Source organism: Rhodococcus sp. BP-160 (assembly GCF_019836205.1).
Taxonomy (GTDB): domain Bacteria; phylum Actinomycetota; class Actinomycetes; order Mycobacteriales; family Mycobacteriaceae; genus Rhodococcoides.
The window spans coordinates 1,028,255-1,046,211 of the sequence record NZ_JABUEK010000001.1 but is presented as its reverse complement, the minus strand read 5'-3'; the positions used below and the strand labels follow the sequence as shown (position 1 = coordinate 1,046,211).

13 protein-coding genes are annotated in these 17,957 nt (G+C 66.0%); 8 read left to right on the top strand and 5 right to left on the bottom strand.

Annotation, left to right across the window (positions count from 1 at the left end):
• Positions 1–19 precede the first annotated feature (19 nt).
• From HQ306_RS04925 to HQ306_RS04915, 3 genes are read left to right on the top strand one after another with little or no spacing between them, the layout of a single operon-like run.
• Entirely contained in the window at positions 20–2,200 is a 2,181-nt protein-coding gene (locus HQ306_RS04925; protein ID WP_222627918.1) for a glycosyltransferase, read from the top strand.
• Entirely contained in the window at positions 2,197–3,516 is a 1,320-nt protein-coding gene (locus tag HQ306_RS04920) for an O-antigen ligase (protein WP_222627916.1), read from the top strand. Before HQ306_RS04925 ends, HQ306_RS04920 begins: the two co-directional genes overlap by 4 nt.
• Positions 3,513–5,006 carry a lipopolysaccharide biosynthesis protein gene (locus HQ306_RS04915; protein ID WP_222627914.1) on the top strand — a complete coding sequence of 498 codons (1,494 nt, stop codon included), beginning with the start codon at positions 3,513–3,515 and terminating at the stop codon, positions 5,004–5,006. Before HQ306_RS04920 ends, HQ306_RS04915 begins: the two co-directional genes overlap by 4 nt.
• On the opposite strand, the gene HQ306_RS04910 is transcribed toward HQ306_RS04915, so the two are convergent.
• Together HQ306_RS04910 and HQ306_RS04905 are read right to left on the bottom strand one after the other, a co-directional pair.
• Complete coding sequence (locus HQ306_RS04910; protein ID WP_222627912.1) at positions 5,007–5,681, bottom strand: glycosyltransferase; 675 nt, start codon at positions 5,679–5,681, stop codon at positions 5,007–5,009.
• A 579-nt stretch (positions 5,682–6,260) separates the two neighbouring features.
• A complete protein-coding gene (locus HQ306_RS04905; protein ID WP_261770280.1) occupies positions 6,261–7,106 on the bottom strand; it encodes a polysaccharide pyruvyl transferase family protein in 846 nt (281 codons plus the stop codon).
• Between the two features lie 590 nt (positions 7,107–7,696).
• On the opposite strand from HQ306_RS04905, the gene HQ306_RS04900 reads away from it, so the two are divergent.
• Positions 7,697–8,611 (top strand): siderophore-interacting protein, encoded by a 915-nt coding sequence (locus HQ306_RS04900; protein WP_222627907.1) that lies wholly within the window; start codon positions 7,697–7,699, stop codon positions 8,609–8,611.
• Here the strand turns inward: HQ306_RS04900 and HQ306_RS04895 are convergent.
• The gene (locus HQ306_RS04895) at positions 8,608–10,023 is read right to left on the bottom strand and encodes an MDR family MFS transporter (RefSeq protein ID WP_308115567.1); all 1,416 of its coding nucleotides are present in this window, start codon (positions 10,021–10,023) and stop codon (positions 8,608–8,610) included. The two genes, HQ306_RS04900 and HQ306_RS04895, sit on opposite strands and share 4 nt — an antisense overlap.
• A 99-nt stretch (positions 10,024–10,122) precedes the next feature.
• On the opposite strand from HQ306_RS04895, the gene HQ306_RS04890 reads away from it, so the two are divergent.
• The 3 genes from HQ306_RS04890 to HQ306_RS04880 are packed head-to-tail and all read left to right on the top strand — an operon-like array spanning position 10,123 to position 14,121.
• A complete protein-coding gene (locus HQ306_RS04890; protein WP_222627905.1) occupies positions 10,123–11,007 on the top strand; it encodes a phosphoribosylaminoimidazolesuccinocarboxamide synthase in 885 nt (294 codons plus the stop codon).
• 5 nt (positions 11,008–11,012) lie between these two features.
• Positions 11,013–13,178, top strand: a complete 2,166-nt coding sequence (locus HQ306_RS04885; RefSeq protein WP_222627903.1) for a S9 family peptidase — start codon at positions 11,013–11,015, stop codon at positions 13,176–13,178.
• Between the two features lie 49 nt (positions 13,179–13,227).
• Positions 13,228–14,121 carry an alpha/beta hydrolase gene (locus HQ306_RS04880; protein WP_222627901.1) on the top strand — a complete coding sequence of 298 codons (894 nt, stop codon included), beginning with the start codon at positions 13,228–13,230 and terminating at the stop codon, positions 14,119–14,121.
• A 1-nt stretch (position 14,122) separates the two neighbouring features.
• On the opposite strand, the gene HQ306_RS04875 is transcribed toward HQ306_RS04880, so the two are convergent.
• Positions 14,123–14,842 carry a response regulator gene (locus HQ306_RS04875; protein ID WP_222627899.1) on the bottom strand — a complete coding sequence of 240 codons (720 nt, stop codon included), beginning with the start codon at positions 14,840–14,842 and terminating at the stop codon, positions 14,123–14,125.
• Positions 14,835–16,388: a sensor histidine kinase gene (locus HQ306_RS04870; protein WP_308115568.1), complete on the bottom strand. Its 1,554-nt coding sequence runs from the start codon at positions 16,386–16,388 to the stop codon at positions 14,835–14,837. The genes HQ306_RS04875 and HQ306_RS04870 overlap by 8 nt, the downstream gene beginning before the upstream one ends.
• A 157-nt stretch (positions 16,389–16,545) precedes the next feature.
• Here HQ306_RS04870 and HQ306_RS04865 point away from each other — a divergent pair, with 157 nt between their 5' ends.
• Positions 16,546–17,931, top strand: coding sequence for a cation:dicarboxylate symporter family transporter (locus tag HQ306_RS04865; RefSeq protein ID WP_204866173.1), 1,386 nt, complete (start codon positions 16,546–16,548; stop codon positions 17,929–17,931).
• Positions 17,932–17,957: the final 26 nt, after the last annotated feature.

The window sequence follows — 17,957 nt, the reverse complement described above, 5'->3', positions numbered from 1 at the left end:
CACCCGACCGGGGCGACTCGTGGCTCTGCATGCGTTGTCCGCACCCGACGGGACCACCGGGTTCATCGATCTGATGATGGCCTCCAGCGGAGATGACGTCGTCGTGTTGCCTTTCTCGTGGCGGACAGCACTTTTCGGCCACTACGATGTGCTGCACGTGCACTGGCCAGAGTTCTTGATGCGGGGAAGTACCCCGACTCGAACGGCTCTCAAGCGAGTAGGAACGGCAGCACTGGCTTCTCGTATCGCGCTGACACGCACTCCCGTGTTTCGAACCGTGCACAACATCGCACCGCATGAAGGCGTCAGGACACTCGAGCGGTTCCTCGTCGCTACGTTGGCATCGTTGACACGTGCGAATATCGTTCTGAACTCGGCGACGCCCGTCGACGGCTCACTGCCGACCTTCGTCATTCCGCACAACCACTATCGCGACTTCCCGAACTTCTCGCCCGTGGATGGTCAGGGCAACGGGGTTCTGCTCTACTTCGGCCTCATCAGGGACTACAAGGGCCTCGACGATCTCACGTCCGCGTTCGACGGATTGACCCGACGCGATGCGTCACTTCGGATAGTAGGTAAGCCGAAGAGCGTCGACGTGGTCGCTCGGGTGAGCGCCTTCGCCGAATCGAGGTCGAACGTGACGACGAAGTTCGGGTATCTCTCCGACGAAGACCTCGCAGCGGAAGTACGACAGTCGTCCGTGGTGGTCCTGCCGTATCGGGCGATGCACAACTCTGGCGCCCTGCTGCTGGCGCTGAGCATGGCACGGACGGTCGTCGCGCCTCGCTCGCCGAGCACCGAGCTGATACGCGACGAAGTCGGCGCGGAGTGGCTTCATCTCTACGAAGGGCCGAGCGTGACACCCGGAGACCTGTCCGATGCCCTCGACGCCTCTGTCGCACGTGCCGCGGGAGCTCGCCCTCGTTTCGTCGGGCGGGATCTGGCCGACGTGGGTGCCGGACATTCGGCCGCGTATCGACGCGTTCTGGGAGGTCACGACAGCAAGGATCGGACGATGCTTCACTATCTTGTCGGCGGCGTGCGAATCTCGCTCGGCAGCCCCTCCAACACGCCGGGGCCGAGAACTCACATTTTGAACTTCCTGCGCGCCGCGGGGGAACGGAACATCGGAACGCGGTTGTTCCTCGCGTCCGAATTCCCATTGCTCGGGCGGTTTTCCCGTGTCGAGCAGACCCAGTATCAGAACATCGGTAGTGCGCGAACAGTGACTGTCGATGTCGTCAGATGCGTCATCATGGTGTGGTCGGGTCTGGTGATGTTGGCACTCAGCTGTATTCGGGAGCGTCCGGCCGTCATCTATGAGCGGTTGTCCGTATTCCAATCTTTGACATCGTTCCACCGCTACAAACGCAGTGCCGTTCGAGTCGTCGAAGCCAACGGCATTCTCTCGCGGGAGACCTCACGTGATCGGAACATATCGAAGGCGGAGTGGCTGACCCGAGCTATCGAGCGTCACGTTCTACGGCGCGCTGATGTTGTTGTCGCTGTCAGCGATTCGCTCGCTTCGGAGTTGGTCGACTTTGCGCGACTTGATCGTTCCAGGATTCTCGTGGTGCCGAACGGGCTGGATTCGTCGCTTCTGACGGTGCCCCGGACCACGGCGACGCACTTCACCTTCGGCTTCGTCGGGTCCGTGGTGGCATGGCACGATCTGAACACGGTGGTGGCGTCGATCTGCAAACACCTGTGCGAGAAGAAGGTACTCGTCGACGGCCGACCGGTAGCCGTCGAGATCATCGGCGACGGCCCGGCGCTGGCCGATCTCCGCGGACTGGTCGAGACCGCCGGGTGGACCGAATTCGTGTCGTTCGCCGGCCGACTCCCACAGGTAGATGCGATCAAGCGCATGGCGGGTTGGGATGTAGGAATCGCCGGGCACCGAGCGTCGTCGAGTTCTACCATGTATCACAGCCCGCTCAAGCTCTACGAGTACGCAGGACTCGGTCTCGAGATCGTGTGTACCCCCTCCGCCGATGCGCGCGCGTTGCAATCGTCCGGAGCCGCCGTCCATCTCTACCGAACCGAGCAGGACCTCGTCGCCATCCTCAAGCACCCGGAAGGATTCGGGCGTTCCCCGCGCGACATTCAGGCATCCCGGCAGTCGGTGGCAGATGACCACACGTGGGAGCGCCGGGTCGACGCGGTAGTCGATGCTGCAGAGGCGGTGCGCGCATGAAAAATGCACCTGCCGTCGTCGGGCTTCTCCTGGGAACAGCCTCTGCGGCCGTGGGCGTGCGTTCGATCGTCCCAGGAATTCCGTTGCGCCCGTGGCACGTTCTCGTCTTCGCGGCTCTCGTCCTGGCCTGGACGGCGCACAGTCGACGCACCGCGCCCCGCATCCGCCCGCTCTTGTCGGACGTCGCTCTTCTCGCGTTCGTGGGGCTGTCCGTCGCTGTCGAGTTGTGGAACGTAGCGACATCCGACATCCAGGCGAGCGTCACCAACGCGATCTATCCGCTCTACTTCCTCGTCGGATACGCAGCGGTGCGGCTCGTCGTACGCCACCGCACCGACGCGATGGCTCTGCTGGTGGCCTTCACCATTCCGGTCGTTCCGAGCGCGGTAGCCGCACTGGCTCAGCTCGCATCGAGGGATCTCGCACGACTGGTGCTGACCGTTGCGCCTGCGGGCGGATTGTCGGATCGGATCGACGACGGTCGCACCTTGCGTTCGACCGCTTTCATCGGTCACTGGACCGGTGCCGGAATGTATTTCTGCGCGGTTCTCGCGGCCGTGGGTTGCGTTCTGCTCATGCGGCCGCGCCGCCGGAGTGCTCTGGTAATGGTGTGGACGGCCGCCGTAGCAGCGATCGCGGGCGCGCTGGCGTCAGCCACCATCTCGGTGATCGCAACCGCGGCCGCCCTGTGTCTCGTCACGGCCGTGGTCGGCGGGTGGCGCCCACTCGTTTTCCTGAGTACCTCGGGCATCGTGGCCGGCGCACTATCGTTCGTTCTCACCAGGCCGGTCTTGCAGGCCCGAGTCGATCAGCAGACGACTCCGGCCCGGACGAGTAGCGGACCGCCCACAGGGCCCGTCGCCGATCCGGGAAGTTCGTGGATCCCTAGTACGCTCGCGTACCGCTACCGGGTCTGGACTGAGCAAACGTTACCCGCGATCGCGGACCGACCGGTCACAGGTTGGGGGGCTGACGTCTTCGGGTCGTCGGCGAGGCCTCCGGTTCTCGCCTGGGGCTCGGCGGAGTCGCAGTGGCTGGGTGTCGCGTTGTCGTTCGGGGTCCCGGCCATGGTGGTGTTCGTCCTCGTCATCGCAGCGATCGCGTCGGTCCTGTACCGCTCGGCGTCGCGTATGTCTGCACCGGTGATGACCCTGTTCGCGTGCAGTGTCGCGTCGGCCTTCATCGTTCCGGTCTTCACCAATCGGGGGTTGCCGGTGCCCTTCTGGATCCTGCTGGGCGTGGTCGTCGCGCTGTCACCGGTGCGGCATGCACAGCGTGAACGGAGCGTGCGGACGAACGAGTACACGGGTACATGACAGAACCCACGAATATCTCGGAAACATCGTTGGGACGAACGGCGGCTCGCGGTGCCGCGTTGTCGTTCGGTGGACAGGTATCGAAGATCGTGGTCCAGCTTCTCGGTCTGATCGTGTTGTCCCGGTTGCTCGGACCCGAGCAATACGGGCTCATCGCCATGGTCACCGCCATCATCGGAGTGGGCGAGCTGCTTCGAGACTTCGGCCTCTCCTCGGCAGCTCTGCAAGCGAAGGTGCTCACCCATCGGCAGCAGTCCAACCTGTTCTGGATCAACACCGGGATCGGTCTTGCCCTGGGAGCGGTGGTTGCTGCCTGTTCCGGCGTGATCTCGGCGTTCTACGACCGGCCTGAACTGCGGGTGATAGCGCTCAGTTTGTCGGTGACTTTCCTGATGAGCGGATTCTCGACACAGTTTCGCGTCCGTCTGAACAGAAACCTGAGATTCGGTTCGCTCGCGTTGATCGACGTCGCCGCACAACTGATGGGCATCGGTGTCGCGGTTGTGGGTGCGCTGGCGGGCTGGGAGTATCACGCGCTGATCGCCCAGGTCATAGTGCAGTCGGCAACCGTGGCTGTTGCTGGACCGGTGGTGTCTCGGTGGTGGCCCGGTCTCCCGCGGCGTGGCCACGACATGGGGCACCTGCTCCGTTTCGGCGGGAACGTGGTGGCCACGCAACTGGTCGCATACGTCAGTCGTAACGTCGACTCGGTCTTGATCGGAGCCCGATTCGGTTCGGTCAGCCTCGGGCTGTACGACCGGGCATTCCAGATCTTCACGTCCCCTCTGAACCAGATCCAGGCTCCGGCGACGAGTGTCGCGCTCCCGGTTCTTCGACGCTTGGAAGAGGACGACGACCGATATTCGGCGTTCCTTCTCCGTGGCCAGGCCATCCTGATGCACGTTCTTCTTGCTGCATTCGCTCTCGCATGGGCCAATGCGACGTGGTTGATGAACACGGTCTTCGGTGCGCAGTGGGTGCCGGCCGTTCCGTACCTCCAGGTCCTGCTGATCGCGGGCGCGGCGCAGGTCGCGTCCTACGCGACGTATTGGGTGTTTCTGTCCAAGGGGCTGCCGGGATCGAATCTCCGGTTCACTCTCGTCAGTCGAGCATTCACCGTCGCGTTCATCGTGGCGGGATCGCTGGTGTCACCTATCGCGGTGGCGTGGGGTTTCGCACTCGGTTCGATCGTCAGTTGGCCCTTGGGACTGTGGTGGATATCGCGTGTGACATCGGCGCCGACCGGTGCCATGTTCTGGTCCGGATTCCGTGCCGTCGTGACCTATTCGATCTGTGCGGCCACCGCGTACCTCATACCCCTCGAGGACCTGATCGATAACGGAGCCCTCGTGGCTGTCTGTCGGGCCGGCGTCTTCGCCGTCTGTCTCGCCGTCGTGTGCGGGTTGTCTGCGCGGGTGCGATCCGACATCCGTTCGGTGATCTCCACCGTGCATCTCGTGCGTGCGAAGCGCGCCGGGACGGTCGGATAATCAGGCGGCCAGTGCGATTCGCTGAGCTGATCTGTCCAAGGTGACGCGATCGGGGGCCGACAGGTCGAGTTCGAAAGCCAACCCTCGTCTGGTCATCTCGTCTGCGATCTGACGCTGGTGATCGTCGACATGTTCCGAGGCTTCTCGCTCGCGCACGACTATCGACGGGGTGATGCCCATGTCGAGCAACTGCATGATGCTCCCGACTCCGGCGTGCGTGACCGTGATGTCGGATGTGGCGGCGTAGTGATGGAATGCTGCCGGTGAGATCTCGTTGTGGACTGTGCCCGGTAGGTCGTGCCGCGTCGTGCAACCGAGTTGCCAGACCACGTCGTCGTCCGGTCGCGTCACGCCCAGCACTGCGTCGATCGCTCTGTCGAAGCGATACGGCTTGATCGTCCCCAGTGTCACGAAGATCTTCCGCGGAGTCACCACGTCGTGACGAGGATGCGATGTCCAGGTGTCGAGCACCGATCCGATCCATTCCCAATTTTTTCCGGCCCATGACCGGTGCTGTGTGTAGGTGTTGATGCGGGGCACGCGATGCAGAAGTCGGCCGGTCACGGAGGGGCCGGCCACTCGTGAGACCGATTCGATGTAATGCGTGGAAATTCCGCGTGCTGCCGCCACCGGCAATACCCCGAGGGCCAGAGCGGCCCCGGTGCTGATGCACATGTCGAAGTGCTCACGATCGAGGAGGGATTTGGTGAGCGCGGCCGCGCGCCCGACACCCCGCCAGTCGCGCGGGGCAACATAGGGGAAGTACGTCTTCTCGAATCGTGTTACAGCACCCTGTGTCTGAGGTGTATCGAAGGTTACCCAGCGGGAATCGGCGTGTGCGGCCGACGCATCCGCGAAGCGAGACAATTGTGCGAAGTGGCCTCCGGAAGACGCAACCCACAGAACCTTTGATCCCGGCGGAACTACCGTCGACAGTATGTCGTCTTTCATCGAACATCCTTCGTACTGCGGACGTGAGTCCGTCGAGTGATCGAATTCTCGCGCCCCGACGGCACATTTCAACGTTGCCTTTGCTTACAGTAAAGGGATGGCACTACGGAGGACAACCGCGACGGATCGCCGATCGAGTAACGGCTGCGGCTCGAACCGTGCAATGGATTGTTTTGGTCGGAAGAACGAAACGGACTGATTGGTTGGTGTCCGTTTCACCCTAGTTACGCCTCGCTCGACGACGTCGACCGGAATCCTTGCCACGATCGGGCCGCGCGAACAAATTCCAATTTTGTTACTGCCTCAGTGAGCGCTGTCGAGCCCGTGCAGATTGTCGAGCGCGGACCGCCGAATGCGGGGAAGTCGGGCCCGCAGGTCGTACGAGACCGACTCGCGGTCGGCGAGGACCGCGTCGAGGGCAGCTGTTATGCGTTCTGCCGCACCGGGTCCGGCGTCGAGGCAGAGTTCGTCGCGATCGAACAGTCGCGCCAAGCCCTCCACCTTTCCCTGCGAGGCGAGTATCACCGCTGGGACTCCGCTGAAGAGCGCATTTATCGCCAGGTGCATTCGTCCGGTAACGACCACGGTCGCTCCTTCCGCGATGCCACGGATCTCGGCGGGTGACACGACGTCGCCCTCCCATAGAGCGACGGAGTCCGAGCGGGCGGGGTCGATGGCACGTAGGACGGCTTTGCACGCCTCGCGGTCGCCCGTGAGTGGGCGAATCACATGAGGCAGTAGAAGGACCGGGAGTCCGCCCTCGATCAGGTGCACTACGACACGCGCGAGATCGTCGGCCTGGTCGGGCGATGTGAGAAGGCCGCTGGCGTTGACCACTGCGTATGCGCCGGCGAAGGGGACCAGAGTGGAGCGTGCGCTCGAGGACACCGAGGTCGCCGCGAACACGATGTCGGCAGTCTCCACCACGCCGCTCACCCCGTCGACGCGAGCGCGTTCGGCCGACAGTGGATCGCGAACGCACAGTCGGACGCCCGCGTCCCCTGCAGTGCGCAGCGAACGTAGAGCCGACCGCGTTGGATGACTGCTCCAGCTGAATCCGATCACTCGTGTGTCGAACCCGGCCCTTCGAGCACACGTGGCTATGTCCGAACGGCGCACAGAGGTTCTGGGGTTGTACGCCCCGTCCATGATGTCAGCGCCGATCACGGAAACTGTCCGTGCGTCCTCGAGCAGCGCGGTGAATTGCCGAACTGCCTTTGCGTGTAGCCGTCCACGCCCGTTGAGGAGTCCGTCGATGGGAACGATGCTGACGCGATTCGCCAGATCGGCGGGCACGGACAGATCGTCGGCGTACCGAGTGACCAGAACGACCGGGTGGACGGAATTTTCGCAGAACGCTTCGACCATGCTCTGATCTCCCACGTTGCCCTGTCCGGGCGGCGCAACGAGCACATGGTTGCGTCGGGAGCTGGACGCCGAGGTGACCCCGTCGCGACCGAAATGTCGGCGGGTGATTCGACTGTCTACTCCGGTGGTGACATCCAGAGTGCGAAGCATTCGTCGGGCACGCGCAAGCCCAGCGAGAGGCAGTTGTCTCAGCTCCATCGTCTTCGAAGACTAGGTCCGGCTGATGCCGCTGACCGGCCGCGCACCGCCTTCTGGGACAACTCACATACATGGATCGATGTGATGGGACCATTGCGATCTCGCTCAACGATGGTTAGGCTCGCCTTACAGATCGATTCCGCAAGGATCGACGTCCAGGCGAGGGGGTTGCGATGTCCACGGCGTTCGAGATCGACGCGGACTCCATCGTCGAGCCGGGCTTCTACGCCGCGACTGTCCAGTCCGTGAGCAGGTTGTCACCGAACCTCGTGCGCGTGGTGTTCGGCGGGTCTTCGCTCCGCTACTACGTCGGCGTCGAGGCACCGGACGAGTGCGTGACCGTGTACTTCCCGCCCGCCGTCGACGACGTCCTGCCGCCGATGACCTGCTGTAAGGGCGTGTGGGGCTACCACGACGCGGCGACGCGGCCGGAGTGCCGCAACTACACCGTCCGCATGCGCGACGACGACACGCTGACCATCGACTTCGTCCTCCACGAGAGCGGCGTCGCGTCGAACTGGGCGCGGCTGGCGCGCCCGGGCCACAGCGTCGTCCTCTCGCGCCCCCGCTCCTGGTACCGGTGTCCCGAGGACGCCGCGTGGCAACTGCTCGTGGCGGACCAGACGGGTCTGCCGGCCATCGCCCGAGCACTCGAACAGGCACCGGCCGGGCTGCGGACCCACGTCGTGCTCGAGGTCCTCGACCCCGCCGACATCCAGTCGTTCGACACGGCGGCGGACGTCACCGTCGACTGGCGCGTGGGTACCGGCAACGGTGTGATGCCGAGTGTTCTCCCCGATGCGGTCGCGTCGTACGAGCGTCCCGCGGGCTCCGGATACGTGTGGTTCGCCGGTGAGGCGGGCGCGTCCCGCGCGGTGCGCTCCCACGTGCGCAAGCAGTGGGGCATGAGCACCCGTGAGTGCTCGGTCATCGGGTACTGGCGCGAGCGCGCCGAGGAGTGGCTGGCCTCCTACAAGCGGTACGAAGCGATGGCGCTCGCGGGCTACAAGCGCGCTCTGCGCGAGGGCAAGTCGGAAGCGCAGGCGCAGGAGGAGTTCGAGGCACTCCTCGAGCGCGTCGGCCTCTAGCTCTTCTCGGGATCGGCGATACGGCCACCGGGCATCGCGAGTGCGGCGATCAGGAGCAGGACTGCTCCGCCGATCACCGTGTAGAACACGATGTGCAGACCGTCGCCGAGCTCGGCCGGCGATGCGTCGTCCCCGACAGTGGCATTGACGATGGCCCCGCACACCGCGATGCCGACGGCGCTGCCGAGGTTGCGGGCGAACGTGTTGGTGGAGGTGACCACTCCGCGCTCGGACCAGTCGACACTCGACTGCGCCGCGATGAGCGCAGGGCCCGCGATCAGCCCCATCCCGGCTCCGATCACGAGGCACCCGACGCAGATCTCCCACACCGACGACGTCGTGGTCCATCCCAGTGTGAGCAGAGAACCGGCCGTGACGATCGACCCACCGATGACCGCGGTGCGCCGGAACCCGATGCGCAGATACACCCGACCCGACTGTGACGACATCAGCGGCCACGACAACAGGAGCGGTGCGAGGGTGAAGCCGCCCGCCAGTGCGCTCAGCCCCAGTACGCCCTGGACGAACGTCGGGACGTACGTGGTGAGCGTGAGCACGACGGCGCCGATGACGGCGCCCACGGCGCTCGTGGCGACCAGGACGCGACGCGTCAGCACCCACAGTGGCAGCACGGGGGACGCGACGCGTCTCTCGACGAGCACGAAGGCGGCGAGCCCGGCCACTCCGACGGCGAAGACCGCGACACTCGCTCCCGACGTCCACGCCCACGATTGACCACCCTCGAGCAGCCCGAGGATGAGGGCGCCCGCGCCGACGGTGAGCAGCGCGGCGCCCACGTAGTCGATGCTCTGCCGCGTCGACGGCCTCGCCGTCTCGTCGAACTTGCGGATCAGCATCACCGCCGCGACCAGGCACAGCGGGATGTTGACGAAGAAGATCCAGCGCCACGAGAGGAACTCGGAGAAGATGCCGCCGAGACTGGGACCCACGATGGACGACATCGCCCACACGCTGGCCAGATAGCCCTGCGCCTTCGCGCGCTCGCGCACGGTGTAGATGTCGCCGGCGATCGTCTGCACCATCGGTTGGATCGCGCCCGCGCCGATGCCCTGGATCGCCCGGGCGACGATGAGGGCGGGCATACTCCAGGCGATCCCGCACAGCACCGAGCCGATCGCGAAGACGGCGATGCCGAACAGGACGAGACGCTTGCGGCCGAAGAGATCCGCCAGCTTGCCGTAGACCGGCACGGTGACGGCCTGTGCGAGCAGGTAGATCGAGAAGAGCCACGGGAACTGGGAGAAGCCGCCCAAATCGTCGACGATGGTGAGGACGGACGTGGCGATGATCGTCGAGTCGAGGGCGACGAGCGAGTTGCAGAGCATCAGCGCCGCCAGGATCGGGCCTCGTTCGGACCGGAATCCGACCTGCACCCTGTCCGTCGTCGTCACCCGCCACGCTCCTTCGTTCGCCTCGGTACCGAGGGTCCCTCCGAACACTGCCAGACACCGCCACCACCGCGATGCGCGGCACGACTACGCTCGAACGTCGTGCGCCCCTCTCTCTCGCAGTATCCCCATCTGGCGGCCGGCAAGGTCCGCGACCTGTATCGCATCGACGACGACCATCTGCTCCTGGTGGCGAGCGACCGCATCTCCGCGTACGACCACGTGCTGTCGACGCCCATTCCTGACAAGGGTCGCGTGCTCACCGCGATGAGCGTGTTCTTCTTCGACACTCTCGGCGTGCGCGATCACCTCGCCGGAGACGCGGAGGATCCGCGGATCCCGCAGGAGGTGCTCGGCCGCGCGCTGGTGGTGCGCGCGCTGCGCATGGCACCGGTCGAGTGTGTCGCCCGTGGCTACCTCACCGGGTCCGGGCTGCTCGACTATCGGGAGACGGGTGCGGTGTGCGGCGTTCCGCTCCCGGACGGTCTCACCGAGGCGAGCAAGCTCCCGGAGCCGATCTTCACCCCCGCCAGCAAGGCGGCGATCGGCGATCACGACGAGAACATCGACTTCGATTCCGTGGTCGCCCTGGTCGGAGCCGACACGGCGGACAAGCTGCGCTCGGCGACGCTCGACATCTACGCGCGCGCCGCGGAGTTCGCCGCCGGACGCGGAATCATCCTCGCCGACACCAAGTTCGAGTTCGGTGTCGACGACGACGGCGAGGTGGTCCTTGCCGACGAGGTGCTGACTCCCGACTCGTCCCGGTACTGGACGCTCGACGGCTACACCGAGGGGCAGGCGCAGCCGAGTTTCGACAAGCAGTTCGTCCGGGACTGGCTGACCGGTGAGTCCGGATGGGACCGCCACGGCGACGCACCGCCCCCGCCGCTGCCCGACGACATCGCCGACCGCACCCGGTCGCGTTACGTCGAGGCGTACGAACGACTCTCGGGTCTCTCCTTCGACGATTGGGTACGACCGTGACCGACATGCAGACGCACGACGCACAGCAGACGACACCACCGATCGCCAAGACCGTTCCGCACACGCGCACCCACCACGGTGACGTCGTCGTCGACCCGTACGAGTGGTTGCGGGAGAAGTCGGATCCCGAGGTCGTCGCGTACCTCGAGGCGGAGAACGCCTACACCGAGGCACAGACGGCCCACCTGGAGCCGCTGCGCACGGCGATCTTCGACGAGATCAAGTCGCGCACACAGGAGACCGATCTGTCGGTGCCCACGCGCCGCGGACTCTGGTGGTACTACGGGCGCACGCTGGAGGGCAAGAGTTACGGCATGCAGTGCCGCTGCCCGGTCGCCTCGGTGGACGACTGGACGCCGCCCGCGCTCGAACCGGGTGTCGAGGTCCCCGGCGAGGAGATCGTCCTCGACGCCAACGTGCTGGCAGAAGGACACGATTTCTTCTCGCTCGGCGCATTCTCCCTGAGCGACGACGGACACCTGCTCGCGTACTCCGTCGACACCGCCGGCGACGAGCGGTACACGTTGCGCATCAAGGATCTTCGTACCGGAGAGCTGTTCCCGGACGAGATCGAGCAGACCGCTCCCGGAGCGACCTGGTCCGCCGATCAGCAGTACCTCTTTTATCAGACCGTGGACGACTCGTGGCGTCCGGACAAGGTGTGGCGACACCGGATCGGGTCGCCCACGTCCGAGGACGTGGTGGTCTTCCACGAGCCGGACGAGTCCTACTGGGTCAGTTTCGGATCCACGCGCAGCGAGAAGTACCTCGTGATCTGGGTGGGGTCGAAGGTCACCACCGAGGGCTGGTACCTCGACGCGCAGGATCCGACGGGCGAATTCCACGTGATCCTGCCGCGCAGGGACGGCGTCGAGTACAGCGCGGAGCACGCCGTGGTCGCGGGCCGCGACCGGTTCCTGATCCTGCACAACGACGTCGTCGACGGAGTGAAGGCGGAGAACTTCGTCCTGGCCGACGCGCCGGTGGAGGACCCGTCGGACATGACGATTCTCCTGGAGCACGCCGACGACGTGCGGCTCGAGGACGTCGACGCGTTCGCGCACCACCTGGTGCTGTCGTACCGCCGGGAAGCCGTGCCGCGCATGGCCTTGTGGCCACTGCTCGACAACGGCTACGGCGAGCGTCACGAGCTCGAGTTCGACGAGGAACTGTTCTCGGTGGGTCTCGGCTCGAATCCGGAGTGGGACGCACCGCTGCTGCGTTTCGGTTACACCTCGTTCATCACGCCCTCGCGCGTCTACGACTACGACCTGGCCTCTGGCGAGCGCATCCTGCGCAAGTCGCAGCCGGTGCTCGGCGATTTCGACCCGACGCGGTACACCCAGACCAGGGAGTGGGCGACGGCGGAGGACGGCACGCGAGTGCCGCTCTCGGTGATCAAGCGCGTCGACGTCGAGGTGTCCGAGGGCGGCGCGCCGACGTTGCTGTACGGGTACGGCTCGTACGAGGCGAGCATGGACCCGGGCTTCTCGGTGTCGAGACTGTCCCTGCTCGATCGGGGCATCGTGTTCGTCATCGCGCACGTGCGCGGCGGCGGGGAGATGGGCCGCCTCTGGTACGAGGACGGCAAGATGCTGCACAAGAAGAACACGTTCACCGACTTCGTCTCGTGCGCACGGCATCTGATCGACACCGGGGTGACGTCTCCCGATCGTCTGGTGGCCGACGGTGGCAGTGCGGGCGGCCTCCTCATGGGAGCGGTGGCCAACCTCGCACCCGAACTGTTCGCGGGCATCCTCGCCAACGTGCCGTTCGTGGATCCGCTCACGTCCATTCTCGACCCATCGCTGCCGCTCACGGTGATCGAGTGGGACGAGTGGGGAAACCCGCTGGAGGACAAGGACGTCTACGACTACATGAAGTCGTACAGCCCGTACGAGAACGTGGCGGAGAAGGACTACCCGGCCGTCCTGGCCATCACCTCGATCAACGACACGCGCGTGCTCTACGTCGAACCCGCGAAGTGGATCGCCGCTCTGCGGGTGAAGAACACCGGCAGCGAGCCGATTCTGCTGAAGACCGAGATGAGTGCCGGGCACGGCGGGGTCAGCGGGCGATACGAGAAGTGGAAGGAGATCGCCTTCGAGTACGCGTGGGTGATCGAACGCACGGGTGCGATTGCCACGGGTGGCCGCGATACGGCAAGCTGACGGCGTTCGCCGGGGGGTGGACTGCAGCGAATGACGGTCGGGGGCCGCAGTGAGTGAACGTCGTGATGTCGAGTTCGTGTCCGGGGACGCCACCTGTGCGGCGTGGCTGTACCGTCCGGCCACACCGAGCGAGCGGCAGCCGATCGTCGTCCTCGCTCACGGTCTCGGCGGTGTCCGCGAGATGCGGCTCGACGCGTACGCCGAGCGCTTCACTGCTGCCGGCTACGCGTGCCTGGTGTTCGACTACCGCCACTTCGGCGCCAGTGGCGGCGAGCCACGGCAGCTCCTCGACATCAGGCTCCAACTCGAGGACTGGGCGTCGGCCATCGCGCACGCCCGCACGATCGACGGGATCGATCCGACCCGAGTGGTGCTGTGGGGGTCCTCGTTCGGTGGTGGCCACGTCCTCGAGGCCGCCGCTCGGGACGGCCGGGTCGCCGCGGTGATCTCCCAGTGCCCGTTCACCGACGGGCTCGCGTCGGCCCTGGCCACGCCGCTGAGCACGACGCTCAGGATCACCCCGCTCGCCGTCCGGGACATCGTCGGATCGCTCCGGGGCAGGCCCCCCGTGATGGTGCCGCTCGCCGCGGAACACCGTGGTGTCGCACTGATGGCCAGCACCGATGCGCTCGACGGGTACCTCGGTCTGCAGCCGCCCGGTTCCGCCTTCTCCAACGAGGTGGCGGCTCGGTTCGCACTCGCCATCACCCGGTACTTCCCCGGCCGGGCGGCGAAGAAGATCACCGCGCCGGTGCTGTTCTGCGTGTGCGATCCGGACACCGTCGCACCGACGAAGGCGACCCTGCGCCATGCGGCGAAGGCGCCTCGCGGACAGATCGAGGTGTACCCGTACGGCCACTTCGAGATCTATGTCGGCGACCCGTTCGAGCACGTGGTGGCCGATCAGATCGCGTTCCTGGAGCGCACGGTCCCGCTGGGCTGACTCACCGCCAGCGGTACCGCACCTGGGGCCGTCCGGCCCTGCCGTATTCGGTGTGCCGCTCGACGAGCCCGTCGTCGGCGAGCCGTTCGAGATAGCGCCACGCCGTCACCCGGGAGACGCCGACGGCCTTGGCTGCCTCGGAGGCCCCGAGTCCTTCGGGCTGTGCCCGCACGCTGTTCGAGATCTCGGTGAGTGTCGCCGGAGCGATGCCCTTGGGGGAGGCGGCGCGCTCGTCCGCGGTGCGCAGAGAGGCCATGGCGCGGTCGATGTCGCGTTGACTCACCGCCGACTCGCCGTCGCGCAGGGCACTGCGAAACTCGCCGTACCGTTCCAGCTTGTCCCGGAACGCCGCGAAGGTGAAGGGCTTGAGCAGGTACAGCACCACTCCGTGCGCGACGGCGTTGCGCACGACGGCGAGGTCGCGCTCGGAGGTGATGGCGATGACGTCGGGTCCGGGGCGCAGTCCACCGAGTGCGGCGGCGACGTCGATGCCGTTGGCGTCCGGCAGCCCGATGTCGAGCAGGACCAGATCGAACGGCGACCCGTCGGCGATGGCCTTGGACGCCGCGCGCATGGCGCCCGACGCGGTGTGCACCATCGCACCCACGGTGAAGCCGGGAACACGACCGACATAGCTCGAATGGGCCTCCGCGATCAGGGGTTCGTCCTCGACGATCAGCACGCGGATGGCGGTGTCGCCGGGACCGGGTGCCTCACTCATGCGGGATGCTCGCGGTGACGACCGATCCGTAGGTCGTCTCCGACGTCAGGGTCCCGTGATGGCGTTCGACCACCTGGGTGACCAACGCGAGACCGAGGCCCCGCGAGCCGGACTTGGTGGAGTAACCGCGGGTCCGTGCTCTCGCCAGGGCGTCCGCGTCCATTCCCGGTCCACTGTCCGCCACCTGGATCACGAGGTCCGTCTCGCTCTCGCGCACGGTCACCTCCACCCACGGCTCGTCCGACTGCTTCGCTGCATCGATCGCATTGTCTATCAAATTTCCGGCGAGAGTGACCAATTCGCGTCGGTCGAAGGACTCGGTGTCGGTGAGGGCGGTGTCCTCGGTGACCGTGAGCTCGACGCCCTGCTCGGCGGCCTGGCTCACCTTGCCCAGCAACAGTGCTGCGACCGCGGGTTCCTGCACCGTGCTCATGAGCCGGTCGATGAGGTTCTGCGACAGCTCGAGTTCCTGGGTGGCGAACTCGACCGCCTGCTCGGTGCGGCCGAGTTCGACCATCGTGATGACGGTGTGGAGACGGTTCGCCGACTCGTGCGCCTGCGAGCGCAGCGACTCGGCGAAGGACGTCATCGAGTCGAGTTCGCCCATGACACGCTGCAATTCGGTGTGATCGCGCAGCACGGTCACCGTGCCGAGCCGGCGGGACCCGTGCAGGACGGGGTCCTGGGTCACCACGAGGACACGCGTCGTCGTCAGGTGCATCTCGTCGCGAACGGCGTTGTCGCCCAGTCCGCGCAGCGATTCCGGAAGGCGCTCGCGCGTCACGGGACCCTCGGGCAGGTCCAGCAGCCGCCGCGCCTCGTCGTTGACCAGCTCCGCCTCCGAGTCGTCGCCCCACACCACCAGCCCCTCGCCGATGGAGTGCAGGACGGCGTCGTGGTGCTCGTACATGCTGCGCAGCTCGTCGGGCGCGAGCCCGAGGGTCTGACGACTGAGCCGCCGATTGAGTAAGTACGACGCCGCGAGGGCCACGCCGAGTGCCGCCGCGATGATGCCGAGGACTGCCGGGAGCCCGGCGACGAATTGACTGGAGATCTTCTGGCGGGTGACCCCGGCGGAGACGAGCCCCACGACGCGGCCGTCGTCGAGCACGGGCGTGACGGCGCGGATCGACGGTCCCAGAGACCCGCGGTATGTCTCGGTGAACGTCTCGCCGGCGAGCGCCCGGTCGATCGTGCCCGTGAACTGCCCGCCGATCAGCTCGGTGGTGGTGTGGGTGAAACGCGTGCGGTCGGGCGACATGACGACGATGAAGTCCATCCCCGTCGCGATGCGCACGCGCTCGGTCACCGGTTGCAGCGCGGCTGTGGGATCCGCACTCGCGAGTGCGGTCACCGTGGACGGGGCAGTCGCGATCGAGACGGCGATGTCGACGACCTCCCGGCGGATGCTCTCGTCGCTGTCCCGGCGGGCGTCGACGAGGGCGAGAGCGCCGCCGAGCGTCACGAGGAGAACCACGACCGCGAGCTGGCCGACGAGGAGCTGCCGCGCCACACTGCGGCGTCGCCGGGTGTTCGTGCTGCTCACGGGGTTCCTCCGGGTTCGACTGTTTCGCTCACGACGTGCGCGTGACCGCTGTACACATGAACGAAATGAACTCATTGGTGACTCGGGTCACGCTCATGGACCACCATTCCATTCAGACAAGCGTGATCCACCTCACGCCACGATCGTAAGGACAACCATGACCGCCAGCACCGACGCCGTACCGTACGACGCGACCCCGCCGCCCAAGAAGAAGCGGGACAAGACCCACTGGCTCTACAGCGCCGTCATCGTCGCCGTGATCGGTGGTGTGGTCCTCGGACTGGCGGCTCCCGACCTCGCGTCCGAGTTCGGAGTCCTGGGAACGATGTTCGTATCCCTCATCAAGATGATGATCAGCCCGGTCATCTTCTGCACCATCGTGCTGGGCATCGGGTCGGTCAAGGCCGCGGCCAGCGTCGGCAAGGTCGGCGGCCTCGCCCTCGGCTACTTCATCGCGATGTCGACCTTCGCCCTCGCCATCGGCATGATCGTCGGCAACCTGATCCAGCCCGGTTCGGGCCTGAACATCCAGGCGGATCCGGAAGCCGGTGCGGAGCTCGCCGGAACAGCCGCAGAGGCCGGAGGGACCCTCGAGTTCTTCCAGGGCATCATCCCGACGTCGCTGCTGTCGTCGCTCACCGAGGGCAGCGTGCTGCAGACCCTCTTCGTCGCACTGCTCGTCGGCTTCGGCCTGCAGGCCATGGGCAAGCAGGGTGAGGGCATCCTCCGCGGCATCGGCTCGATCCAGAAGCTCGTCTTCCGCATCCTGGCCGGCATCCTGTGGCTCGCCCCGATCGGTGCCTTCGGCGCCATCGCCAAGGTCGTCGGTGACACCGGCTTCGAGGCCGTGGTCCAGCTGGCCACCCTCATGCTCGCCTTCTACCTGACCTGCACCATCTTCGTCTTCGGCATCCTCGGCACGATCCTGCGTTTCGTGTCCGGCGTCTCGATCTTCAAGTTGGTCAAGTACCTGGCCCGTGAGTACCTGCTCATCGTCGCCACCTCGTCCTCCGAGTCGGCGCTGCCGCGCCTCATCGCCAAGATGGAGCACGTCGGAGTGCAGCGCACCACGGTCGGCGTCGTCGTCCCCACCGGCTACTCGTTCAACCTCGACGGCACCGCGATCTACCTGACGATGGCCTCGATCTTCATCGCCGACGCCATGGGCAACCCGCTCGGCATCGGCGAGCAGGTCTCGCTGCTGCTGTTCATGATCATCGCCAGCAAGGGCGCGGCCGGCGTCTCCGGCGCCGGACTGGCCACGCTCGCCGGTGGTCTGCAGAGCCACCGCCCCGAGCTCCTCGACGGCATCGGCCTCATCGTCGGCATCGACCGGTTCATGTCCGAGGCTCGCGCCGTCACCAACTTCTCGGGTAACGCCGTCGCCACGATGCTGGTCGGCACCTGGACGAAGACCATCGACAACGAGCGCGTCAAGGACGTCCTCGGTGGCAAGCTCCCGTTCGACGAGACCACGATGGTGGACGACGGACACGGAGAGGCCCGCGATCCGGAAGCCAAGCCCGACCTCGTGAAGAACTAGTACCGCACGCACCGACCGAGAGCGGG